Annotated in this window: 17 protein-coding genes and 2 pseudogenes; 13 read left to right on the top strand and 6 right to left on the bottom strand. The window is 45.2% G+C overall.

Going from position 1 to position 24,113, the window contains the following annotated elements; all coding sequences use genetic code 11:
• The first annotated feature begins 205 nt into the window (after positions 1–205).
• Complete coding sequence (gene helD, locus R7Z10_RS03535) at positions 206–2,275, top strand: DNA helicase IV (RefSeq protein WP_005376572.1); 2,070 nt, start codon at positions 206–208, stop codon at positions 2,273–2,275.
• A 77-nt stretch (positions 2,276–2,352) separates the two neighbouring features.
• On the opposite strand, the gene R7Z10_RS03530 is transcribed toward helD, so the two are convergent.
• Entirely contained in the window at positions 2,353–2,808 is a 456-nt protein-coding gene (locus tag R7Z10_RS03530; RefSeq protein WP_005376571.1) for a methylglyoxal synthase, read from the bottom strand.
• 64 nt (positions 2,809–2,872) lie between these two features.
• Positions 2,873–3,922 carry a TMAO reductase system periplasmic protein TorT gene (gene torT, locus R7Z10_RS03525; RefSeq protein WP_309303105.1) on the bottom strand — a complete coding sequence of 350 codons (1,050 nt, stop codon included), beginning with the start codon at positions 3,920–3,922 and terminating at the stop codon, positions 2,873–2,875.
• A 43-nt stretch (positions 3,923–3,965) separates the two neighbouring features.
• Between torT and torS the strand changes: the two genes are divergently transcribed.
• A complete protein-coding gene (gene torS, locus R7Z10_RS03520) occupies positions 3,966–6,929 on the top strand; it encodes a TMAO reductase system sensor histidine kinase/response regulator TorS (RefSeq protein ID WP_005376567.1) in 2,964 nt (987 codons plus the stop codon).
• A 50-nt stretch (positions 6,930–6,979) separates the two neighbouring features.
• Here the strand turns inward: torS and R7Z10_RS03515 are convergent, their stop codons facing one another.
• The 3 genes from R7Z10_RS03515 to R7Z10_RS03505 all read right to left on the bottom strand — a co-directional run bounded on the left by R7Z10_RS03515 (position 6,980) and on the right by R7Z10_RS03505 (position 10,011).
• Positions 6,980–7,171 (bottom strand): hypothetical protein, encoded by a 192-nt coding sequence (locus R7Z10_RS03515; protein WP_005376565.1) that lies wholly within the window; start codon positions 7,169–7,171, stop codon positions 6,980–6,982.
• A gap of 18 nt (positions 7,172–7,189) precedes the next feature.
• The gene (locus tag R7Z10_RS03510; RefSeq protein ID WP_017635366.1) at positions 7,190–9,544 is read right to left on the bottom strand and encodes a fatty acid cis/trans isomerase; all 2,355 of its coding nucleotides are present in this window, start codon (positions 9,542–9,544) and stop codon (positions 7,190–7,192) included.
• 80 nt (positions 9,545–9,624) lie between these two features.
• The gene (locus tag R7Z10_RS03505) at positions 9,625–10,011 is read right to left on the bottom strand and encodes a winged helix-turn-helix domain-containing protein (protein WP_017635365.1); all 387 of its coding nucleotides are present in this window, start codon (positions 10,009–10,011) and stop codon (positions 9,625–9,627) included.
• 306 nt (positions 10,012–10,317) lie between these two features.
• On the opposite strand from R7Z10_RS03505, the gene R7Z10_RS03500 reads away from it, so the two are divergent.
• Positions 10,318–11,865 (top strand): arylsulfatase, encoded by a 1,548-nt coding sequence (locus R7Z10_RS03500; RefSeq protein WP_005376560.1) that lies wholly within the window; start codon positions 10,318–10,320, stop codon positions 11,863–11,865.
• Between the two features lie 134 nt (positions 11,866–11,999).
• On the opposite strand, the gene R7Z10_RS03495 is transcribed toward R7Z10_RS03500, so the two are convergent.
• Entirely contained in the window at positions 12,000–12,857 is an 858-nt protein-coding gene (locus R7Z10_RS03495) for a LysR family transcriptional regulator (protein WP_025767859.1), read from the bottom strand.
• A 140-nt stretch (positions 12,858–12,997) separates the two neighbouring features.
• Between R7Z10_RS03495 and R7Z10_RS03490 the strand changes: the two are divergent.
• From R7Z10_RS03490 to R7Z10_RS03445, 10 genes and pseudogenes are all read left to right on the top strand, one after another.
• Positions 12,998–14,444 (top strand): annotated as a pseudogene (locus tag R7Z10_RS03490) (arylsulfatase).
• Positions 14,445–14,550: 106 nt separating this feature from the next.
• A complete protein-coding gene (locus R7Z10_RS03485; protein ID WP_033906479.1) occupies positions 14,551–15,852 on the top strand; it encodes an anaerobic sulfatase maturase in 1,302 nt (433 codons plus the stop codon).
• A gap of 85 nt (positions 15,853–15,937) precedes the next feature.
• Complete coding sequence (locus tag R7Z10_RS03480) at positions 15,938–16,921, top strand: MoxR family ATPase (RefSeq protein ID WP_005376549.1); 984 nt, start codon at positions 15,938–15,940, stop codon at positions 16,919–16,921.
• A gap of 12 nt (positions 16,922–16,933) precedes the next feature.
• Positions 16,934–17,896: a DUF58 domain-containing protein gene (locus R7Z10_RS03475; RefSeq protein ID WP_017821549.1), complete on the top strand. Its 963-nt coding sequence runs from the start codon at positions 16,934–16,936 to the stop codon at positions 17,894–17,896.
• Positions 17,897–18,475 carry a DUF4381 domain-containing protein gene (locus R7Z10_RS03470; RefSeq protein ID WP_318103974.1) on the top strand — a complete coding sequence of 193 codons (579 nt, stop codon included), beginning with the start codon at positions 17,897–17,899 and terminating at the stop codon, positions 18,473–18,475. It abuts the gene before it with no gap.
• Positions 18,468–19,538 (top strand): VWA domain-containing protein, encoded by a 1,071-nt coding sequence (locus R7Z10_RS03465; RefSeq protein WP_213905120.1) that lies wholly within the window; start codon positions 18,468–18,470, stop codon positions 19,536–19,538. Before R7Z10_RS03470 ends, R7Z10_RS03465 begins: the two co-directional genes overlap by 8 nt.
• On the top strand, positions 19,531–21,261 hold the full coding sequence (locus tag R7Z10_RS03460; protein WP_318103972.1) for a VWA domain-containing protein: 1,731 nt from the start codon (positions 19,531–19,533) through the stop codon (positions 21,259–21,261). The genes R7Z10_RS03465 and R7Z10_RS03460 overlap by 8 nt, the downstream gene beginning before the upstream one ends.
• The gene (locus R7Z10_RS03455; protein WP_318103968.1) at positions 21,258–22,559 is read left to right on the top strand and encodes a BatD family protein; all 1,302 of its coding nucleotides are present in this window, start codon (positions 21,258–21,260) and stop codon (positions 22,557–22,559) included. Before R7Z10_RS03460 ends, R7Z10_RS03455 begins: the two co-directional genes overlap by 4 nt.
• A 49-nt stretch (positions 22,560–22,608) precedes the next feature.
• A pseudogene (locus R7Z10_RS03450) lies at positions 22,609–23,031 on the top strand (bifunctional diaminohydroxyphosphoribosylaminopyrimidine deaminase/5-amino-6-(5-phosphoribosylamino)uracil reductase RibD); the annotation flags it as partial.
• A gap of 176 nt (positions 23,032–23,207) precedes the next feature.
• Entirely contained in the window at positions 23,208–24,113 is a 906-nt protein-coding gene (locus tag R7Z10_RS03445; RefSeq protein WP_005376541.1) for a LysR family transcriptional regulator, read from the top strand.

The raw sequence follows: 24,113 nt of genomic DNA, 5'->3' as shown, positions 1-24,113 counted from the left end.
GACTTATATTAAAACTGCCAGGTCATGTATTGAGGATTGTAAAGCCAGCTTCAAATAACCTCAGCTTTAGGTTATTAAATCGACAGTAATGTGAATTTTATTAAAGAATAGAAGAAGAAGCTTACTTAGGTGCTCGCCGTTGCTACAATTTAGCGCCTTAAAATGATATAAATCGACAACTTCTAAACTAAAAGGCGCACGTTTCATGCAGCTTACTGCCACTAGCAAAGCACAGTTTTTTATTCAAAATGAGTACCATCACGTCGAAATAAAAGAGAACAGTGTTTTATTAAGCTCGATAGGCAGTGAAGAACATATTCCTTTTACGATCTGGAATGGCAAAGTTAGCGTAAAGCGTGGGTTATTATGGAGCTCTTTACAGTTTTTTGCTCATGAACACGAAGGCAAACAACAAAGCTGGCTAGTCCAAGGTTTACCGTGGCCACAATGCCGAAAGTTCGCGCTTGAGGCCGTTCGTCAATATCAAGAGTGGCACAACACTCAGTGCCGAAAACTGGCTGAGTATCTACCTAAGTGGGAAGAAGAGCTTTACAAACTAAAGCACTTGCCTGCTTACTTATCGCATTCTCAAGTGGTCTCCTGGGTTGAAAGTCTTAACCAAGAGTTAAGCGAGATGAAAACCACCCTAGAAGAAGCCAAAATGCGAATGCCGAATCGTATGTCGCAAATAGAGCCTTGGCTCATTGATACCTCTGAGGCGCTTGGTGAGCGTAATCGCGATTGGCTAGAAGCAGAACGTCCAAATTGGGAAGTGCTGTTTAATCAAATTGAATCCTCTCCTTTGAATTTATCCCAGCAATATGCGGTATTACTCAACGACGACCACAACTTAGTTCTTGCTGGTGCCGGCTCGGGCAAAACCAGCGTTTTAACCGCACGAGTTGCCTATTTGTTGCAAAGCCATCAAGCTCAAGCAGAAGAGCTTCTCATGTTAGCGTTCGGTCGTGATGCGGCGACTGAAATGAAAGAACGCTTAGTAGATAAAGTGGGCATGGCGGCAGACGGTGTGCGCGTCAACACATTCCATCAGTTGGGCTTGTATATTCTTAAACAAGTCGAACAGCAACCTGTCGAAATTAGTCCTTTAGCGTTGGACGAAAATCAACGAACAGCATGGTGTGTAGACTGGTTGAAAAAACATTGGATGACACCCACCAACTTTAAACGTTGGCAAAAACATTTAGACAAATGGCCGATTGCGTACCTAAAAGGGGATGATGAGTTAGGAAGCCATTCAGAAAATCCAAAATTGATCGCTTGGCTAGATTCGCAGCTGTCTCATTTAGCGGCGGTGGGCTTGACCAAAAAGCAAGTACAAGAAAAGCTCGTAAACCACCAAGACTATACGCGTTTAAATAGTGAACTCGCCTTATGCTGGCCATGTTTTACAGCGTGGCAGAAAATGCTTAAAGAAAGCAACCAAGTGGATTTCCCAACCATGATCAGTCGTGCGACAGATTATGTGAATAAAGGGAAGTTTGTCTCGCCATGGCGCTTTATTATGGTCGATGAGTATCAAGATATCTCTCCAGATCGTCTGGCATTGATTGAAGCACTGTGTGAATCCACTCAGAAACAAGCAGGTGCCACGTTATTTGCTGTTGGCGACGATTGGCAAGCGATCTATCAGTTTGCAGGAGCGGATGTCGATCTTATCACTGGTTTTAAAGAACGCTTTGCTCACTCAACCGTTCATCACTTAGATACAACTTATCGTTTCAACAATCAGATTGGTGATGTAGCGAATACATTCGTGCAGCAAAACCCATCGCAGTTGCCGAAAACACTAAACAGCCACAAACAACGCAAGCAGAAGAGCGTACATACCGCGCCGAGCAATCAAGTGGAAAAGATCTTGGACCACTTGAATCAACAAGCCAAGCAAACCAAGTCAGTTTTATTGCTAGGACGTAACCATTATCATAAGCCCGATTTGTTCGACGATTGGTTGCGACGTTTCCCTAATCTCGATATTCGCTTTATGACTTGCCATGCGAGTAAAGGACGCGAAGCTGACTTTGTGATTATTCTTTCTGTGGATGAGGGGCAATTCCCCGCTAAGAAGAAGCAAATTCACATTGATGGTGCGTTGACGGAGTCCAAAGACAAATTCCCTTACGCAGAAGAGCGCAGGCTATTTTACGTGGCTATTACACGTGCGAAAGAGAAGGTTTGGATCACGCATACTGGCGCGGGATCTGCATTCGTTCAAGAGCTCGTTAATGGTGATTATCCCATCGTGACTTCCCGTTAAATGCAACGTTTAGAATGTTAAAAACAGCAAAGGCGATACTTGGTATCGCCTTTGCTTTATTTGGTTAGCATCAAAGCTTACATGCGCTCAGCAAGATAGGCTTCGTAATCCGGTACTTCGATGTCTACTTCTTGCTCAAGAAGAGGGGAGTTAAACAGGAACTTAGCGGTGGCTCGGTTCGTTGCTACAGGAATATTCCAAACACTAGCAATACGAAGAAGCGCTTTAACATCTGGGTCGTGAGGTACGGCATTCAGTGGATCCCAAAAGAAAACGAGAACGTCGATTTTGCCTTCTGAAATGAGAGCGCCTAGCTGTTGATCACCGCCCATCGGACCACTGATCATGCTCTTGATCGCAAGTCCAGTTTCTTTACTTAGCATGTGTCCTGTCGTGCCAGTTGCGTAAAGGAAGTGACTCTGTAGCTTTTCTTTGTTTTCTTTTACCCAGCGAAGTAGCTCAGGTTTGCAGTTGTCGTGAGCAACCAAAGCCACATGTTTATGGGTTGGCATGGTACGAATGGTTTTTTGCATCAAGATGTTTCCGTTTGTATGATTTTAAAATTGTTGTGACTCAATAGAACACGTTTTTGGTCTTTCAATCAACAGCCTTAACACGGAATGTCGGCCTATATTCTGACGGAGATAACGATTCTTCGATCGTGTCATCATGAAGCGTCTTCGGAGTCAGTGGTTTGATGGTTGGTGAGGCATGTTTGTCATACGCTTGACCTCTTAAGTAATGCGTTGCTTGCATCACGGAAAGCCGACCTTGCTGCACCATTTTATCTGTTGGTGCGAAGAGCACTTTGTTACGTAACAGGCCTCGATATACACCATGACTTAAGTACACAGAAACTAAACCGATCTCCTCAGCTTTGCCGGCACTGCGCAGCTCACTGATGGCCGCTTCAATCGCCACTGCACTGCCAACAATGTAATCTATATTTCCCATATCGATTACATGTTGAACTAGGTTACGTTGTAACTCCTTGTCGTTGTCTGCCCAAAATGAGTCAACAATGTTGATATCACTTCCTTGTATCGCTTCATAAAATCCGGCAGTAACGGGTTTCGTACCACCACGAGTTCGCGGCCCCAAAAGTAAGGCAATGTTGGTCTTTCCTGACCCCTTTGGATGACGAGCTGCCAAATATTGACCCGCTTCGTATCCCATCCAATGCCAGTCAACACCGACAGTCCCTTTTAGCAACTCACTTTGTTCTTCATCCAAGTCGAGTTGGTTCACAGTAGCAAAAACGGGAGTATTCCCTACCCAATTTTTAAGTGAATGCTCGTAAGCCTGTGGGTCCACGGTCCCAAGGATAACTGCATCTGCTCCCCATTGGTTACACAGTGCGAGTTGTTGTTCTTGACGGGTTTTGTTTGGGTAGCCGCCCGCTTCAAGAACTCGTAGCTCGACACCTTCTCTTTTCGCTTCGGACACCATTCCATAGTTTACTGACAACCAGTATGAATCCTTTAGGTGAGGGTATATTGCACATATTTTCTCTGCGGCAACCGCTGGCAAAGAAGCAACGAGGGTTAAAGTGGCTGCAGAATGTTTGAAAAATGTGCGAAATGCGTGTCGATTTTTAACCATGAAATGAAGTTCGTTGGCATAGATTAAGTAAACACTGCAAAATATAACGTAATATGTCGCTGAACACGAACATTAAGGTCATGAAAATATGCTGCTAGCAACTGCAAGCATCGGTCGTAAACTTTTGTTGTCTTTCATTGCGATGGCAATACTGGTCATGTTATCGGCACTTATTGGTGTGTCTGGATTTTCTTTGGTTGCCAAAACCGAAAGAAATGTCGTGGATTCTGCGATTCCCGCCATGATTGAGGCGAGGCAAGTCTCTGAGTTGAGTACTCGTATTATTTCGTCTGTACAAATGTTGTCGAACGCAAGAAACGAGCAGGAAAGAAAGGAGTCAGGGCGAGTGCTGTTCGAACAGCTCGAGTCTTTACTCACTCACATCAAGGAGCTCGGGAGTGAGTCGTTCGATTCTCAATTGTTAGAAGCTTTAGAGAATAACGTCCAGAACGTTATCGACAATTTGGCAGAACTCGGTGTTTCGGTTGAAAAAAAGCTGTGGCTTGCAAAAGAGATAGATACTCGTGTTGAAGAAATGCGTCTGCTCAGTGAAGAGCTAGAACAACTAACTCGTACGCAAGTTCAGAATACAAGCACCATTGCTGTTGCTAACGTCACGCATATTTATGACTTATTAGAATCGAATAAAAAATCGCAAGTTTATCAGGCGCTAGATGCACTGGTGGAGGTCGATCTTGATCTGACTGAGCGATTGCATGAACTGCACTTGTTGGCCTTTAAAATGTTGAATCAGATTGAAGAGGCTCGGACATTAACGAATATTGAGCGAATTCAACAGGTTCAAAGTGATTTCGATAGCAACCTCAAAATCATGCAACGCCGTGTACTCGCTGTGGAAGATCCTACGCGCTCTAAGCAAATGAGCCAACTGCTCATAGAGCTTGGTAAGCGTCAGGTCGTATTTTCTATACTGATGCAGCAATACGAGAATAACGAACAGTCACAACAACTGATGCAAAAGACATTAGAGTTGTTCTCAGAGCTTAATGGCACGGTCAACAAATTGGTTGATGATTCAAACAAAACCACTACCGTCGCTGTAGACCAATTGACCAGCACACTGAAATTCGCTCAGTGGTCTTTAACCGTTATTTCAATTGTTGGTTTGATTGTATTGGTGCTGATTTTATGGCGTGTGGTGTACCTTTCTGTTGTGAAGCGGTTAGCTGAATATTCCGCTGCGTTGCTGTCTGTGGCGCAGGGTAACTTAGCGGTTGAGTTGGAAGTGAAAGGCAAAGATGAGTTGGCGCATATGGGGCAGGCCATCATCACGGCTCGTAATACCGCGCAAGCACTAAAAGTGGTAGCAGAGGGTGAAGCTCAAGCCAAGCGAGAGCTTGAGGAGCATAAAGAGCATTTAGAAGAGCTCGTTGAGCAGCGCACTTCGCAGTTAAAACAAGCAAACCGCCGTTTGAATGAAGAGGTTTTGAATCACGCTAAAGCTCGCAAGCAAGCAGAGCAAGCGAGCCGAGCAAAATCGGCATTCTTGGCGACGATGAGCCATGAGATAAGAACGCCAATGAACGGAGTGTTGGGGACAGCACGCTTGTTGATTGACTCAGGCCTCAACCCAATTCAAAAGCGTTATGCGGAAATCATTAATCGTAGTGGTAAAACGTTGCTCGCGATCCTTAATGATGTACTGGATTACTCCAAGATTGAAGCGGGGCATTTAGAAATTCGTCACATGGGCTTTGATTTACACCAAATGGTGGAGGACACTTTCCAGTTAATGAACAGTCGAGCACAAGAGAAGAAGCTGCTGTTCTCCTACCATATTGAAAGTGATGTTAGTCGCTACTGGAAAGGGGATGTCACCAGAATCAGTCAGGTGCTGAACAATCTCGTTGGTAACGCGATTAAGTTCACTGACGAAGGAGAAATTGATATCTACGTTAGCCTGAACCCTGAGGACGAGTCGCAAGTCCTGTTTGAAGTATCAGACACTGGAATAGGAATTGCCAAAAAATACCAGAGAACGTTGTTTGATGCCTTCACGCAAGCTGAAGGTGGGATGAGCCAAACTGGAGGCACGGGGCTTGGACTTGCCATCAGTAAGCGAATCATTGAAGCGATGGGCGGTGTTTTAGAAGTCGATTCCGAAGAGGGAAATGGTAGCCGATTCTGGTTCTCTATTCCGTTAGAGGAAAGCGAACCTATTGAAACAGGAACCGTGGCAACCGCACGTTGCAAAGTGAAAGCAAAGGTCTTGCTAGTAGAAGATAATGAAGTCAACCGAGTGGTCGCGGAAGGCTTTCTAGAAAGCATGGGGCACCAAGTCGTGATGGCAGAAAACGGCTCACAAGCAGAGCAACTGATCAGCACACAAGATTTTGATATCGCTTTGGTCGACATCAACCTCCCTGATTGTGATGGAACTGAGTTGATCCAACGCTTAAAGCGGATTGAGTGTGATAAGCCGGCCAATAAAGCGCTTGCCGTCACGCCAATGATTGCAGTGTCTGCGCACGTTTTTGCGGAAGAAGTTGAGCGCTATCTAGCCGCTGGTTTTGACGGATACTTGCCTAAGCCATTGGCAAAAGAGGCACTCGCGGCATTGATTCAGGATGCGCTAGACGGAAAGCCGTTGTTGTTGCCACAAAATGCCGACTGTACCCCGTTTGATCAAATTTCGCCTCAAGAACAAGAGCTACAATCAAAGGTCGTTCAAGCACCTAAAACAAAGGAACCCGATGTGGTTATCATTAATCCGAGCGTGATTGAGTCCGATATGAAAATCTTGGGCAGAGATAAGATGTTGCACATTATTAATCTGTTTAGAGCCACCAGCACCGATGTATTAAGCAAGCTGCAAGCGTCTGCTGAGGACAATGATAGTAAAGAAGTAAAGAACCTTGCCCATAAATTAAAGGGCAGTGCAGGAAGTTTAGGACTAACTGCGCTAATGAACGCTTGCCAAGCAATTGAAGCCGCGCCTCAACCTCTAGATACCTATAATGCGACTAAAGATGATTTAGTTTCTCAAGTGTCTGCATCAATTCAAGCTCTGGATGAGTTAATGGCGAAGTAATCCATCGAGCATTGAAAATAAAAAAACCTCCGGCTTTCCGGAGGTTTTTTCTATTCGGTCATGTCATCTTCCCACTCGAATCGAGTGTCTAGGGCATAAGGGTCATCATCAAAAGGATGTTCCACTTTGCCACGCAAGTATTCGAGTTGATGCTCAAGCATATTGACCGTTTCGTAGTCTCCCTCAGAACAAGCAACGTAAATCTGTTGTTCAAGAGCGGCAATGTTATCTCGGATACCCATGAGAACCCCCTTAAATCATCATCGATTCTCAAAACGATTATAGTCAAGTAATCCAAATTCGATCGGTTGTTTTGTACGGTACCAATTGTGTAAACGATCGCTAAATGACCAGAATTTTTCTGAGCTTCTACGAATCGCAAAATTATCCAATAACTTAACGTAATCGGACTCGTTTTGGATGGCACTAAATTGATCGACAAAATCTTTTACTTGGTTTTCGTTGATCGAGAAAAATGCCGCAGGATAGCTTCCCACAACGCCGCGTACAATGGTCATGTCATCGTTAGCAAAGTCACGGTTACTTTCTTCATCAAACAAGCTAGAGATGTTTGTGTGTGCATTGTTGTGAAGTAAGGTGAACAGTTCATCTTCCCCTGATTGACTTCTCACCATAAGCATAGTGATTTGCGGAACGGTTTTTAGGCCTTCACCACGAACGTGGTCAATACGTTTTAGTTGCTTTTCACTACTCGCAGAAAGAGCCGTGTCTTGAATTTCGTAGCGAGGCAGAAGCACATCTGAAACATGTTCGCTCAACAACTCCACCAACTCCGTTTTTGGATCGTCACTCTTATACTGAACGCTGGTTGGTTGGTTAAACGGCTTCACATTTCGTTGTAAAAAGTCACTCAACTGCGGGCTTTGATCTTTATACCAGCTAGATTGAAGTTCATGGCGCATATCGGCGGGTAACAACGAGATAAAGTTACTTTCGCCTTCTAGACGCAAGAAGTCCATAAACATTCGTGTCATGAGCTGATGGCCGAAGTTACCGTAAACGTCAAACCCAGCAACAAGCAAATAGTGGATACGCTCTAGTAGCGCGTAGTCAAGAATCCACACTGTTTTAGGCTGCTCACCAACTAACCCTTGAACAACAGAAGCACTATCAAAATGGCGGAATATCGTTAATGCCGCATTATGGTTGGTGCCATTACCATCCCAAATTACATCGGTGGATAGGTTTTCACCTTCTTTAAACCAGTTATTAGTGAACTCAGATTTAGCCTCTAGGTAGCGAGCTTGTTGACGCGCGTACTTGACCCAGTTGGTAACAGGTAGCGTGTTACTTTCTTGCTCTGCCGGTAGTTTTAGATTATCAGCCTGAGATCGGTAAAACTCATTTACTTCTGGGATGTCTGCTTTATCTGGATCAAGGAAAAACACCCAAAAGCGATCATTGATAACATTCAATGCCAGTTGGCCACGACAAACTGGGCCTTTGATGTATGCCATTATTGTATTTTGTGCATTATCTAGCATGAACTTAAAGCGCGACTTCACTGGAAGGTCGATGAATGATGTCATCGGGTTTGCAGCAACTTCTGGTTCATAACTCGGTAGCTGACTAACCATGTAATCAGCATCAATAAACCAAGTTTTCCAGTTCTCTATGCGTTGCTTGTTTAACGCGAATGGCATGTGAGTTTTATCTACTATGGTCCCTTGCTCTGGAATAATTCGATAAAACACACGTTCAACCCCTGGATCATCGTACGGGCGACGCGTTGAAATACGTTTGACGGGCTGTCCTGGTGGTGTAGCAGAGCGGACGAGCGTGAAGAATCGGGGATCTTCATCGAGTTCCGAAAAGTAGAGATGAGATAAAAACAAATGCTCATATATATACCTAGCCATCAGCTGATTTTTCAAATCAGAGTGGTTAAGTAATGCTTCGTACTTATCTATTTGCGCTTGCTCTTTCTCACTAACAGGTCGGTGAACGTTCATTATTGCGCCGTTTTCCAACCAAGTCATGAGTGTGTGGTATTCACTGTTTGATAGGTTTGGCATACCAAAAGGCATTCCCCAGGTCGGGTTATCCTTTTCGTATTGCTCGTATTCTTCAATCGTTGGACAGGTTTGCTCTCGGTCTATCGAAAAGTCAAAGCCTTCTAACTGGACTTGGTCAGGCAATGGGTGGCGCTCTTTTTGTTGTAGCAAACGTGCGATAAGGCCTGCATCAATGTTGGCTGCCATGCTTTGATCACGTTCGTTGAGAACCGGATGAAAACCCGCATCGCGCCACTCTTGGGTTGTTTCTGCATCTTCGAATAAGCGTGTTGGTGCTGCGGCTGTGAGTCTTGTTCCTTCATATACCAGTGCTTTACTCGCACCACGGTCAATGCCCTCAACAGAAGAGAGCTTAAGTTGACATGGTGCATCGTAGCACGCGTGGCAGACGACACAGCGGTTATCCATAATGGGTTTAACTTCGCTTTGGAAGAAGTTTGCTTGAGGGGTTTCCACGTCAACTGTGCGTTCACGCACGAGCTGTGGACCAAACAGTTGGTCATAGTTAAGACCAGCATAGGTTGCACAGCCGGCAAACAAAGTAGCAATGCAAAGTGTAAAAATTAAGCGCAAATTCATTGAGTTATTTTACGTGATTCGAATTTGCATTAATTAAAGCAAAATAAGCGGTCAATTACCAAAAGTTGGGCCAATTAGCGTTAATTTTTCTGTTGATTGTCTGAGCGCTTGAAAATGTAACCCTGGCGGTGGACTGTCTGAATTCTGTCTGTTGGAACGCCTTCGTGAACTAGACGCTTTCTCATTCTGCTCATGTGCATATCGAGTGCTCGATCATGTTCAGTAAATTCACGTTTTAGTACTGTTTCGTAAAGAAAATGCTTACTAAGTACTTGATCTTGATGGTGAGTGAGAGTTTGCAGCAGCTTAAATTGAATGCTTGTTAACTGAACAGATTTCTTGTTTGGCAAGTAATTGAGTACCACAGAGTGAGTGCGCTTATCTAGTAATAGCTCCTCATCATTATGGTGAACGCCGTTGTGTTGGCATTGGTAAGTTTTTCCATTTGAAACCTTGGAGTCAAGCACGCGGGCACCTTAATTATTAATGGTAGTAAAACGTATTATCATTAATATTTATATAAAAGCAATCAGGTACTTTATGGGCACTGTGATATGCGTAGACAATCTTAATATTTGAGATTAACAGTAGTGATGAATGGTGCGATGGCGCTCTGAACTAAAGTGCTATTGGAGTGCGTATTAGCTACAAATAACGGTGTAATGTTAGGCGAAGATAGAAAGAATTCTCATTTAGTAAATTCGCTTATCCGCTATTTGTGAACTATACATTCTGTTGCAGGAAGCACTTTTCTAATACACACAGAGGTTTATATGACAGCGAAATATGGCGTTAAACGCCGATTAGCGATTCTTGCCGCCGCTTTAATCGGTGCGACAAGTAGCAGTATCGCAGCAGAGAAACCAAATATTCTCGTCATTTGGGGTGATGATATTGGCCAGTCCAATCTCAGTGCTTACACGTTTGGCTTGATGGGGTACAAAACACCAAATATAGACAGTATCGCCAAAGAAGGCATGATGTTCACTGACTATTACGGTGAGCAATCTTGTACAGCGGGCCGTTCTACTTTCATTACGGGCCAAACCGTTCTTAGAACAGGTTTGAGTAAAGTGGGGCTTCCAGGTGCTGATCTTGGCTTGAAGGAAGAGGACGCAACCATTGCCGAAATGCTGAAGCCGATGGGCTATATGACAGGGCAATTTGGTAAAAACCACTTAGGTGATAAAGATGAGCACCTTCCTACTAATCACGGCTTCGATGAATTTTTTGGCAACCTTTATCACTTGAACGCCGAGGAGGAGCCAGAAAACGTCGATTATCCTAAAGATCCTGAGTTTCGTAAAAAGTTCGGTCCGCGCGGCGTTATCCGTTCGTACGCTGATGGCAAAATTGAAGATACAGGACCTCTAACTCGCAAGCGCATGGAAACCGTGGATGAAGAGACGTTAGATGCGGCACTCGACTTTATGGATCGTGCAGTCAAGGCTGAAAAACCTTTCTTTGTCTGGTGGAACGCAACTCGTATGCACTTCCGTACTCATGTGAAAGAAGAGAACTCTGGAAAAACAGGCATCAGCGAGTATGCAGATGGTATGGTCGAGCATGATAATCATGTAGGTCAGCTGCTGAAAAAAGTGGATGATTTGGGTATTAAAGACAACACAATCGTCTTTTACTCCACCGATAATGGCCCACACATGAACTCGTGGCCAGATGCAGGCACAACGCCATTCCGTGGAGAGAAAAATACCAACTGGGAAGGTGCGTACCGAGTTCCTGCGATGGTACGTTGGCCGGGTAAAATTAAAGCTGGCTCTGTTTCGAATGATATCATGCATCACATGGACTGGATGCCAACGTTCGTTGCTGCCGCGGGTGATGACAATATTAAAGAGAAATTGCTCAAAGGTTATAGTGCGAATGGTAAGAAATTCAAAGTTCACCTAGACGGCTATAACTTCCTACCATATTTGACTGGTAAAGAGGATAAGGCCCCACGAGAAGAAATTTTTTACTTCTCAGATGATGGAGACTTAACTGCACTTCGCTATAACAAATGGAAGCTGGTCTTTATGGAGCAACGAGCAAAAGGTACGTTGCGTATTTGGGCTGAACCATTCACCACACTTCGTGTTCCTAAGATCTTCAACTTGCGTATGGATCCTTACGAAGTGGCTGATATCACTTCTAACACTTACTACGATTGGATGCTAGACCGTGCTTACATGCTTGTTCCTGCGCAAGCTTACGTAGGCAGATTCCTTGAAACGTTTAAAGAGTTCCCACCAAGGCAAAAAGCAGCAAGCTTCTCGCTCGATCAAGTGATGGAGAAACTAAAAGAGAACCCAAATAAGTAGGAAAAGCTAAGTGAAGTATCACATATAGAAAGAGGCTCATTAAAATGAGCCTCTTTTTTATCTGTAAAATTCTATCTATTAAGGTTTGTAGAAAGCTTGATGACGAAAACGCCTAACGCTTCAATTGACAAGATTTATAAACAAATTGGTTCGTAGTGGGCTGCCGTTAAGTTGGCTTTGATTTTTTCACGTAGAGCGATGTGGGCTGGGTTGTTTACCTCTCGCTTATGGTAAACGAACTTGTAAGGGATAGAGCGTATCGAAATGGGGCAGGGCAAAATTTGAAGTTTGAGCGCTTTGCTCCACTTGTTTGCAAAAGATTGAGACACGATCCCTAAACTGTCTCTTTGGGCGACATACAGCGCCATGCCCGCTAGCGAAGATGTGATCAAGTCGACTTTTCTTTCTTGAATTGTTTCCTTTGCTAGTTGCTCGAACCCCGACATGTTGTTCCATTTTCCTGAAAATAAACAGTGAGTTTCCTCATAAAATTGCTCTTTTGTGAGCGTGCCGTGTACACGGGGATGGTTCTCACGACAGATAACCACGGCTTCTTCCTCATAGGCATCTTCAATAATAAACGCTGCATCTTTCGTGATCACCGTATCGATTACTAGATCGACTTTTTGTTGTCTTAACAGCTCAAATAATAGGAACTTTTCGGGTGGTGATTCATAAAAAATAGTGTTCTTTATTGGGTCCATAATGTGCAACAAAATTTCCGAACAACACACTTCAAAATGATTTTTATCAGATATCGCATTGTCAATAATATTAACCGCTTGCTGGAATTGCGGCAGTAATTGATAAGCGGTGGAGGTTAGTGCGATCCCTCGTCCTTTTTTAACGAATAATTGCTTATCTACGACTTGCTCTAAACGCTTTATTGCAGCGCTCACAGCAGGTTGTGTAAGCCCTAATTGTTCCGCGGCTTTTGTATAAGATTGAAACTCCGCAACAACAAGAAAAGTTTGGATCAAATTCAAGTCCATAACGTCACTCATAAATTTAATTTATAGGTTAACTAATTTTGACTGCATTTATCGCCTGAAATTAGTGCTTTATCTTATATCAACAATGGTATTGAAAAGCGAATACCATTTTTACGCACTAGCGAACTCTTGGAGATAATATGAAAAATGCGACCAAAACGAGCAGTAAAAAACTCGTACTTAACGCATGTACGTTAGCTTTGGGCGCTGCATCTGCAGTTGCACATGCAGCGGACAAACCCAACATTCTTGTCATCTTTGGTGATGATGTTGGTTACTGGAACCTTAGTACCTATAACCAAGGCATGATGGCGTACAACACGCCAAACATCGATAGCATTGCTAAAGAAGGTGCGAAGTTCACTAACTTCTACGCACAGCAAAGCTCGACAGCAGGCCGTTCTGCATTCATCACTGGTCAAATGCCAAAACGTACAGGCCTATCAAAAGTGGGCTTACCAGGCGCTCCGGAAGGTATCTCGGAAAAAGATCCGACGATTGCAACCGTGCTTAAACAAATGGGTTACGCAACCGGACAATTTGGTAAGAACCATTTAGGTGACCGAGACGAGCATCTTCCTACCAACCACGGTTTTGATGAATTCTTCGGCAACCTATACCACTTGAACGCAGAAGAAGAGCCAGAGAACGTGGATTACCCTAAAGATCCGGAGTTCAAGAAGAAATTTGGCCCTCGTGGCGTTATCCATTCTTACGCTGACGGCAAAATCGAAGATACCGGTCCACTAACGCGTAAGCGTATGGAAAATGTTGATGGTGAGTTTCTTGATGCCGCAGAGAGCTTCATAGAAAAGCAAGTAAAAGCGGACAAGCCGTTCTTTACTTGGTTTAACACCACTCGCATGCACAACTTCACACATGTTCCTGAAGAATACCAAGGTAAAACAGGTGCCGGTTTCTACGCGGATGGTGTTAAGCAGCACGATGACCAAATCGGTCAGCTACTTAACAAGATCAAAGAGTTAGGTGTGGATGACAATACAATCATTGTTTACACCACTGACAACGGCCCTATGGTTGATTTGTGGCCGGATGCAGGGATGACACCGTTCCGCTCAGAGAAAAACACTGGCTGGGAAGGGAGTTTCCGTGTGCCAATGTTGATTAAATGGCCTGGAAAAATTGAGGCAGGTAAAACATTCAACGGCATGATGTCATTAGAGGACTTTTTCCCGACACTAGTTGCTGCGGCAGGTGATACCAAAGTTAAAGACGAACTGCTAAAAGGCAAAAAAGTTGGCGATATGGACTACAAAGTTCACCTAGACGGTTACAACCAACTGCCATATTTAACGGGTAAGTCAGACAAATCCGCACGAAATGAGTTCGTTTACTGGAGCGACGACGGCGATCTTGTGGCATTGCGCCAAGGAAAGTACAAGTTCCACTTTATGATTCAAGAGAATGAAACGGGTATGGATGTATGGCGTAAGCCGTTCACTAAACTTCGTGTGCCACTGATCTTTGACTTGAGCATTGATCCATTTGAACGAGGCGATGGGTACATTCAAAGAATTCCCGCCTCGTATGGAAGCAGGTTCGTTCGTACCTAAGTCTTCTAAGTAAATTAAGATTATATAGCGCTTTTTGGAGCGCTATATACCCAAATAGCTTCACTTTTGCTGTACAGCGCTCACGAGGTTATTTGGGTATATGTAATAGTGAGAAACGTATGAGTAAGATTTCCCCTCGCCATTCTACTACTATGCCTATTGTTCCTCTTAAAACGGCGTCTAAAGCGCCTGTTCTGGGCGCGTATGACCGTCGATTCCATGTGATGGCAAAGCCAGGCGGAGCAAAGTGCAACATCGATTGTCAGTACTGCTTTTATCTGCATAAAGAAAATCTACTGCACCAAGAAAAGCAGCCAAAAATGGACGACGCAACACTGGAAGCGTTCGTGAAAAGCTATATCGAAAGTCAGGATGGCGAAGAAATTGTATTCTCATGGCAGGGCGGGGAGCCGACGCTGCTTGGGTTGGACTATTTCCGCAATGTCGTAGCTTTGCAAAAGAAATATCAGCCGAAAGGCGTTCGCATTGAAAACGACCTTCAGACCAACGGCATTTTGCTAAACGATGAGTGGTGTGCGTTTTTAAAAGAACACAACTTCCTAGTTGGCTTGTCGATTGATGGGCCACGAGAGCTGCACGACAAATATCGCAAAACCCGCAGCGGTAAGCCAACGTTTGATCTCGTGATGAAAGCGGTAGATAAGCTCAAAGCGCATGGCGTGAAATTCAACGCGTTGGTCACGGTGAATCGTCACAATGCGAAATACCCGCTCGAAGTATATCGATTTTTAACCCAAGAATTGGGTGTGACTTATATTCAGTTTGCGCCGGTGGTAGAAGCCAACAACTTCCAAACAACCGCGCCGCAGTTTTGGAACGAACAGATGATCCCAACCAAAGGCAGTGATCTGGCTAAACCGGGGCATCCAATGTCGATTGTAACGGATTGGTCAGTCGATCCTGAAGACTGGGGACGCTTTTTAATGGCGACCTTTGAAGAGTGGGTGAATAACGATCTTGGCCGTGTGCTGGTTAATCTGTTTGAAACCGCGGTGGCGCAAGTAATGGGGAAACCGTCTCAGCTTTGCGTGACGGCGGAGTTTTGTGGCAAAGGGTTGGCGATTGAGCACAATGGCGACGTGTTCAGTTGCGACCACTATGTGTATCCAGAATACAAACTCGCCAACATTCATGAACACTCACTGAATGAAATGGCCTTCTCTACAAGACAATATACTTTTGGCATGGCAAAACGCGATTCATTGCCGACGTATTGTAAGCAATGCCCTTACTTGCCTTATTGTTGGGGTGAGTGCCCAAAAAACCGTTTGATCAAAACGCCGAATGGTGAGAGTGGTCTAAACTATTTGTGTTCGGGAATCAAAATGTTCTTTGATTATGCGTTACCGATGTTGGTTGGTCTTGCACAACTTCTCCAATCTCAAGAACCGCAAAGATAACATAGTGAATATAACCTTAAGTTATTTCATTTGTTCTTATACTTAACTATCGAAAAGACGGCTTAAACCATTGAAAAGGTATCCTATGAACCACGCACAACAAGCGATAAAAGAACTCATCGAACAAACAGAAAAAAGCGTCATTGGACAAAGCCACGTGGTTCGAGCTTTAGTCATCGGGTTATTAACAAATGGGCATATTCTGCTAGAAGGTTTACCGGGAACGGCAAAAACACGTTCCGTAAAATCTTTGGCGAACTTGTTAAACACCAGTTTTGGTCGAATCCAGTTTACGCCGGATCTTTTACCATCTGACGTGACGGGTACTGAGGTTTATCAAGAGCTGGATGGTAAGCCGCAACTCCATTTTCAGCCAGGGCCAATTTTTAACAGCATTGTACTTGCTGATGAGGTCAACCGTGCACCAGCCAAAGTACAAGCGGCACTGCTTGAAGCCATGGCCGAAGGCACAATCACGGTAGGCGATAAAACTCACGTATTGCCAGACTTATTTATGGTGCTTGCAACGCAAAACCCTGTAGAGCAAGAGGGCACGTACCCACTGCCAGAAGCGCAAATGGATCGCTTTATCATGAAGGTTACCGTCGATTATCCAGAAGATGACGCAGAACGTGACATCATTCGTTTGGTGCGCAGTGAAGAATTGGGTGCGGAAACCAGCAGCGAAATTATTACGCCAAAACACATCGAGCCAGACGTGGTGCTAGAAGCGCGTCGTCAGTTACCAAACATCGTGGTATCAGACCTAGTGGAAAACTACATCGTTGCGTTAGTGATGGCGACTCGTAAGCCAGAGCGTTATGCCGATTCAAACTTAGCAAAATGGATTGAGATTGGCTCTAGTCCTCGTGCTTCCATCGCACTCGACAAATGCGCTCGTGCGTATGCGTGGATGCAAGGACGTGACCACGTTACTCCTGACGATGTGCGTGCCATGGTTCCGTCTGTATTGGGCCACCGTTTTTCTTTGACCTACGATGCGCTAGCAGACGGAGTCGATCACCAACGAGTCGTACAAGAGCTGCTAGATTGTGTAGAAATTGGGTAAGTGGGAGGCATTATGGCTAAGCCAACTCTTGCGCCAAAATCACAGGGGATGGATCCCCGTTTGTACTGCGATTACGCTCGTTTAGTACGTCTGCAAGCACAAGCAGAATCATTCAGTTTACTTCCTCACCTAAAGGCGGGTAGCGTACTCTCTGGCCGACACAATTCGTTGTTTCGCGGTCGTGGATTGAACTTCGAAGAGCTGCGCCATTACCAATTGGGTGACGATATTCGTAACCTTGATTGGAAAGTTACGATGCGTACAGGTAAGCCGCACGTGCGCAGCTATACAGAAGAAAAAGATCGCAACGTAATCGTGTGTGTCGACCAGAGAAGCACAATGTTTTTTGCTTCGACGCAAGTAATGAAATCAGTTGTCGCGGCAGAGATCGCAGCGATGTGTGGGTGGCGAGTATTAAAAGATGGCGACCGAGTCGGTTTTGTCATCGCATCCCCGCAGGCGTTGTTTCACAGCAAGGCACAGCGTTCGCAAAACGATCTTCTGGCGCAACTTAAACGTCTCGCTAAAGCCAATCAATCGCTCAATGTGGACTCCTGCAATTCCGAAAAAGTAACGTTCAGTCAATGGATTGAGCTTATTAAACGCATGAAGCTCAAGCAATCCACTTTGATTTTTATCAGCGACTGGAGCGACTGCGAGGAGCACCACCTTGATCACCTTAAACAGCTACAACAGCACAACGATGTTCTTGCAGTGATGGTAAGTGACCCATTAGAACAAGCGCTACCAGACGATTTGGCAAAATCGAAATGGGTGGTTGGTGATGGGCAGTATCAACTCAATTTAGACAGCAAAGCAAAGGTAGAAGCTGCGAGCGCAAAGCTTGAGGCTCGAACTAGCTTACAGCGTCAATCACTCTCTCAACTTATGGCGATGAAACACCTTCCGCACATCGAACTCGATACGACAGGTGAGCACATTAAACAATTCCAAAAACTGGTAGGAGGGCGTTAAATGAGTGATCTTCCTACGCCTCCAAGTACCTACATACTCAGAGAGCTGCATGATGTGGCCGTACCATCTAGCGTGAGTTGGTACCCGCAAACTATTGGCTGGAAAATTTTAGCGGCGGTTGCGTTCATTACATTGGTGTACGTCGTATATCGATTGGCTCGGCAATGGTGGCATAATCGTTACCGAAAAGAAGCTCTAATGGCGATTTCGCAAATCAAATCGAGCAACAAAGATATGCCTAAAGCATTGTTCTCGGTGCTTAAAGTAGTGCTGATTCATATTGATAGCCGCAACGCGAAATTGTTTGATACCGCCTTTCTGCGCAAGCTAGATGCGCTGTATCCGCAAACCGAAGATTCTCAAGCAAACTCGCAAATGGTTTTTAACGATGAGCTTTCAAAGTGCTGGCTACAAAGTATTGTTGACCCAAGCGTTACGCTAACCAACGAAGAGCGAGTAACGCTTATTGCTCGTGCGAAAAACTGGGTGAGTGAGCACCGTTGTGATGCTCAAAAAAGCGCGGCAAATAAATCACCACGATTGAAACGCAAAGCACATCAGGGAGGTCAACATGAATGATCTTCTTGCATCGATAACTGGTTTGTCTGGTTTTGAATTTGCTCACCCAATGTGGTTTCTGGTTTTGCCCTTGCCGTTGGTGGTGTACTACTTGGTGCCCGCATATCGCACTAAGCAAATGGCGATCAAAGTGCCGTTTTTTAGTCAGCTGGTGGAAGCGATTGGCGAGACGCCATCAGAAGGTGCAAGCCAGTTGACCCCGAGTTGGTGGCAGCGAGCAACGTTAATTCTTTCATGGCTTTTGGTGGTGTGTGCGATGGCAAAACCCACCGTGTTAGGCGAGCCTCAAGTTCGCGCGAGTTTAGGCCGCGATGTGATGGTGGTGGTGGATCTTTCGGGCTCCATGGCCGAGCCAGATTTCACCTCACGTACAGGCGAAAAAATTTCTCGTCTTGATGCGGCAAAAGAAGTGCTGTCGGAGTTTGTTCAGTCTCGTAAAGGTGACCGATTAGGCTTGGTGCTTTTTGGTGATGCTGCTTTCGTGCAAACGCCATTTACCGCAGACCAAAAAGTGTGGCTCGAACTGCTTAACCAAACCGATGTGGCAATGGCAGGGCAGAGTACCCATCTAGGTGATGCGATTGGCTTAGCGATTAAAGTTTTTGAGCAAAGCGATAAGTCGCGTGGTGCTTTAGAACAAGATCAAAACCGTGAAAAAGTCGCGATTGTATTAACCGATGGTAACGACACGGGCAGTTTTGTTGAACCGATTGATGCGGCGAAAGTTGCGAAAGCCAAAGGCGTGAGAGTGCACGTGATTGCGATGGGTGATCCGGAAACGATAGGTGAAACCGCGTTGGATATGGACACGATTCATCGCATTGCGAAAGAATCCGGCGGTGAAGCGTTTGAAGCACTCAACCGTGATGAACTATCGGCTGCCTACGACGAAATTGGCAAACTGGAACCTCAACTTTACGAAAGCACCACATACCGCCCAAAACAAAGCCTTCACCATTACTTGATGGCGTTAGTGGTCATCATGCATTTGCTCGCGTTCAGCGTCGCAACACTCAAAAGAAGGGCTGCAACACAATCATCATTAGGAGAGAGCGATGTTTGATTCTCTTAGTTGGACGCAATTCTTTACGCAGTTTCATTTTATTCGACCACTGTGGTTACTGGCTTTGATCCCCATGTTTTTCTTGGTGTGGTTACGCTGGCGAGAAGAAAGCAAGCCAAGCTGGAAGGATATTTTGCCCGAACATTTACGCAATGCTTTGACGATAGGTGAGCGAGGCTGGCGTAAGCAACTGCCGCTTAAGCTCTTGATGCTGATTGTGTTCATCGCCATTGTGATTTGTGCAGGCCCAACGTGGCAACGTGAATCTTCCCCCTTTGGCGAAGATCAAGCCTCTATGCTTGTGGTGCTTGATAACAGCGACTCGATGCTGCAAAAAGATCTCCCACCAAGCCGCCTTGAGCGTTCCAAACATAAAATACGCGATTTGCTAGCCGCGCGAAAAGGCGGAAAAACGGGTTTAGTCGTGTTCGCGGGCAGTGCTCATGTCGCAATGCCTATAACTCAAGACAGCAAAGTATTTGACCCATTTTTGGCGGCCATTACGCCAGAGATTATGCCCGTGCAAGGTAAGCTTGCCGAAAAAGCCTTGCCGTTAATTGATCTGCAATTGCAAGGTCAACCAGGCTCCACCGTTCTGTTGGTGAGCGACGGCGTGAACCCGGCCACGATTGAGCAATACCAAGCGTATTTCTCGGGCAAACCTTATCAACTGTTAATTCTTGCGGCAGGGAACGCTGACATTGTGAGTAACAACCCAATGGATTTGGATTCTCTACAAAAACTGGCCAGCCAGACCAACGGTCGATTGGTGGAAGTGACCGTCGATAATAGTGATATCGAGCAACTGAATCGATACGTTGAGCGCAATATGCAGCTTAATGGCGAATCTTCAATGCCTTGGAAAGACATGGGGTATCAAATTCTGTTCCCAATCGCGCTGATCATGATGCTGTGGTTTAGAAAAGGGTGGTTAGTGCAGTGGTGCGTGATTGTAATGGTGAGCGGCACGTTATTGATGCCAACAAGTGCGATGGCCGAGAATATTTCAGTTAAAGCCGAGCAGCCACAAGTTGTGCAAAAAGTGACGGCTTTCGACAAGGTGGCGCAATGGTGGTGGGATTTGTGGCTAACGCCAGACCAACAAGGACAGCGTTTGTTTAACAAACAAGCGTATTTAGAAGCCGCGAAACACTTCGTCGATCCATTACGCAAAGGCACGGCGTACTACTACGCTAGCGAGTTTGAACTCGCCCACAGTGCGTTTTTGGAAATGCAAAACGACCCGTCCGAAGAGGTTCGAGATTACGGTCTTTATAATGCGGCGAGTGCATTGGCGCGTCAGCGTGAATATTTGGCTGCACGTGACTTGTTAAAATCCCTAGCCAACAAGCCAACATTGAGCGAGAGGCTAAGACCGGATGTTGAGCATAACTTGAAAGTGATTGGTGGTATTGTAGAGGACATCAACCGGATGAGTGAGAGTCAGGCAGGAACAGAGCAAGAAGCATCAACCGAGCTAGGCGATAACCCTCAAACCGCAGAAGGGGCGGATGAAAAAACGTCAGCGGAGTTGATGATTAAAGAAGCGTTAAGTGCAGACGACATCTTAGGTAGCCAAGAATTAGCCGACAAATGGTTAAAGCGAGTCGAAGCGGATCCTAAATACTTCTTAAATGCGAAGTTTCAGATTCAATTGCGTTCAATAGAAACCGGAGAATCAACCTCTACTGCGAACGAAAATACAGAGGAGGCGGTGCAATGATGAAAAGCCACCGTTTTACGCACTTTGCTTTACCCTTGTGGTTAGTTATCTGTTTCGGCTTCCTCCTGAGCAGTAGTGTGTTGGCTCAAGATATTCGTGACGTTCAACGAAAGCATGGAGTTGAGTTACAAGCGTGGGTTGGTAAACAACCAACGGCTGGAGAGAAGAGGAAAACACCAAGTTTTAGCGTCAATGAGCAAGTTATTTTAACCATCGAAGTGGCAACGCCGCGTTGGTTTACGGGTGGTACGAGAATTGGCAATATTGAAATACCCAATGTTATCGCCAAACAGCGTAATCAACTAGCAACCAACTTTACTGAGCAAAAAGAGGGGCAAACTTGGTCGCGTCAACGCTGGGAAGTGACTTTGTATCCTCAAGCTTCTGGTGATTTTGTGATTCCACCTGTCGCAGTGGGCGTTCAGGTGTCTGCGCCGGACGGCGAGAAGGTGTCAGGCACACTTTACACGCAGCCGATTAAGTTCAAAACCGCCTTGCCATCGGGCCTGCTGAGTGGTGAGACACCTTGGTTTTCTGCAACAGATGTAGAGGTAAAGCAAGAGTGGGATACCTCCACTGAGTCACTCAAAGTTGGGGATGCAATCACGCGTAAAATCACCATTTCGGCTCAAGATTCACTATCTGTATTGCTACCAGACTTGTTGAAAGGAGAATCAACAACCCGTTATCAAGCGTATCCTCAACCCCACCGTTTGACAGATACGCAAACACGTGGTGATTACCAGTCAACACGCACAGAAGAGAGCGTGTACGTGATTCAACAAGGTGGTGAATTAACCCTGCCTGATTATGAGTTTCGTTGGTGGAACAGTAAGACTCAGCAAGTGGAAACGGTGATGTTAGAGGGCAAAACTTTTGCCGCGAAGCACACGTTGAAGTCCTTCATCAGAACGTACTTTGCATGGATTGTTTCCACGCTTGTGTTGCTGGGTTTTGTGATTATTTCATTGGTAGCCATTAAACGTTACTACCGCAACAGACCGACACCAGCATGGTTGACGTTCCACCGTTTGTTAAAGGCTAAACGTTGGTCTGAAGCAAGGACCATATTGTACAAACAATTGCGTTTAAATACGGCAGAGCTGGAAATGAACAAAGCCGATACGAGTGAATCGTGGCAAAAAAGTGCGTCGCGAATGCAAAATGGTGAAAATAGCGCTCATTTACTGAAGTCGATGTGGCGCAAAGTCCAGACCAAACAAAAACGCTTTAAATTCCGTATTCCGCGAGCGTTACCAGAACTGGACAAAGTCATTGGAAGAGATGGCAATGAATAAAACGGGGCGCTAATATAGCGCCTCGTTTTTATTAGAGAATAGAGTTCAAATGAGCCAAGAGTTTATGCGCCGCGCATTGGAAGTGTCCAAAAATGCGCTTCCTGAATGTCAACCCAACCCGCCGGTTGGCTGCGTGTTAGTGAAAGACAATCAAATCGTTTCTGAAGGTCATACTCAAGCGATTGGTGGCAATCACGCGGAAGTGGAAGCGCTGAATGCGTATCAAGGCTCGTTAGAATCGGTGACGGCATACGTTACGCTGGAACCGTGTTCGTTTGTTGGTCGCACGCCAGCTTGCGCGGTGACATTAGTCAAATCCGGCATAAGCAAAGTCGTCGTAGCCATATTGGACCCCGACCCGCGCAACAGTGGTCGAGGTATCGAGATTCTAAAACAAGCAGGTATAGAGGTAGAAACGGGTTTGTGCGGCGAGGAAGTCAGCGAGTTTCTTACCCCCTTACCTAGGCAAAGCCTAAGTCAAGCTTTACGTTGCACTATGGTGCCAGTTTATGTGGTGAATGAAGTGCGTCAAAATTGAGTTAAAACTCATTAAAACAAGCGATACCGCCCATTTATTGCACTTGGCTACGTGAAGGATCATGCTGTTAGATTAAAATAGAGAAAGTGACTTTTGAAAAATTTAATAGCATGAAACCGACCGACCTTAATCTTATTCCCATTTTCACTGCCATCTATGAAGAGCGTAACTTGTCTCGGGCGGCGGCGCGTTTAAACATCACCCAGCCTGCGGTGAGTAAAGCGCTAGCAAGGCTACGTGATATCTACGATGATCCATTGTTTCATCGTTGCGTTAAAGGTGTCGAGCCTACCTCGTTTGCGATGGATATTTATCCTGCTCTTCTAGCTTCAGTACAAAATTTCACTTCGACATTATCGGCCTCTAGTGAGTTTGACCCTAAAGTGTCGAATAGAGTGTTTTCTATTGCCTGTGTGTCCGTTGCAAGCTTTGAGTTGCTACCTCAAGTCATGAAACAAATCCGTGTGTCGGCGCCAAATGTTGCATTAGAAGTACATCCGCTTTTTACGGAAGATTTTGAAAGTGATCTGCGGTTACAACGATACGATTTGATCATTGATATCACACCAAGAGCAAGAACGGTGTTAAAACTGGAAACTGTACTTACGGAGCGTTTGGTGGTGGTATGTAGCGAAGCGCATCCACGCCTGAATGACGAGATTACGGCTGAACAATTTTTTGAAGAAGAACACGTAGTGGTTTCGCAGTGGCAGAGTCGTAAGAGCTTGTTAAACGCCGATGACATTGTCGACTTGGATAAGAGAAAGATTAAGTATCGAGCCTCAGGCGTACTAGAAATGCTCCCAATTATTTGTGGTAGTGAATACATTGGTTTAATGCCAGAGTCGATGATCAACTTGTTCAATAACACCTATCATGTTAAATCTTTATCAATGCCATTTGATGAACAAATGTATGAGCTTTGTACAATCTGGCATCCTAGTCGCACAAACGACAGCGCCCATCAGTGGTTACGTTCACAGATTAAGCAAGCAGGAAAAGTCATCAACCAATAG

Origin of the sequence: Vibrio sp. Vb1018, assembly GCF_033338775.1 — a bacterium.
Taxonomy (GTDB): domain Bacteria; phylum Pseudomonadota; class Gammaproteobacteria; order Enterobacterales; family Vibrionaceae; genus Vibrio; species Vibrio alginolyticus.
This window is presented reverse-complemented; position numbering and strand designations above follow the sequence as displayed.

Excerpts from the sequence above, each read along its gene's own strand:
- R7Z10_RS03445 (WP_005376541.1), top strand. The coding sequence starts at position 23,208 with ATGAAACCGACCGACCTTAATCTTATTCCCATTTTCACTGCCATCTAT.
- R7Z10_RS03475 (WP_017821549.1), top strand. The coding sequence starts at position 16,934 with ATGGCTAAGCCAACTCTTGCGCCAAAATCACAGGGGATGGATCCCCGT.
- helD (WP_005376572.1), top strand. The coding sequence starts at position 206 with ATGCAGCTTACTGCCACTAGCAAAGCACAGTTTTTTATTCAAAATGAG.
- R7Z10_RS03485 (WP_033906479.1), top strand. The coding sequence starts at position 14,551 with ATGAGTAAGATTTCCCCTCGCCATTCTACTACTATGCCTATTGTTCCT.
- R7Z10_RS03530 (WP_005376571.1), bottom strand. The coding sequence starts at position 2,808 with ATGCAAAAAACCATTCGTACCATGCCAACCCATAAACATGTGGCTTTG.
- R7Z10_RS03470 (WP_318103974.1), top strand. The coding sequence starts at position 17,897 with ATGAGTGATCTTCCTACGCCTCCAAGTACCTACATACTCAGAGAGCTG.
- R7Z10_RS03515 (WP_005376565.1), bottom strand. The coding sequence starts at position 7,171 with ATGGGTATCCGAGATAACATTGCCGCTCTTGAACAACAGATTTACGTT.
- R7Z10_RS03480 (WP_005376549.1), top strand. The coding sequence starts at position 15,938 with ATGAACCACGCACAACAAGCGATAAAAGAACTCATCGAACAAACAGAA.
- R7Z10_RS03465 (WP_213905120.1), top strand. The coding sequence starts at position 18,468 with ATGAATGATCTTCTTGCATCGATAACTGGTTTGTCTGGTTTTGAATTT.
- R7Z10_RS03510 (WP_017635366.1), bottom strand. The coding sequence starts at position 9,544 with ATGAATTTGCGCTTAATTTTTACACTTTGCATTGCTACTTTGTTTGCC.
- R7Z10_RS03460 (WP_318103972.1), top strand. The coding sequence starts at position 19,531 with ATGTTTGATTCTCTTAGTTGGACGCAATTCTTTACGCAGTTTCATTTT.
- R7Z10_RS03500 (WP_005376560.1), top strand. The coding sequence starts at position 10,318 with ATGACAGCGAAATATGGCGTTAAACGCCGATTAGCGATTCTTGCCGCC.
- R7Z10_RS03455 (WP_318103968.1), top strand. The coding sequence starts at position 21,258 with ATGATGAAAAGCCACCGTTTTACGCACTTTGCTTTACCCTTGTGGTTA.
- R7Z10_RS03495 (WP_025767859.1), bottom strand. The coding sequence starts at position 12,857 with ATGGACTTGAATTTGATCCAAACTTTTCTTGTTGTTGCGGAGTTTCAA.
- torS (WP_005376567.1), top strand. The coding sequence starts at position 3,966 with ATGCTGCTAGCAACTGCAAGCATCGGTCGTAAACTTTTGTTGTCTTTC.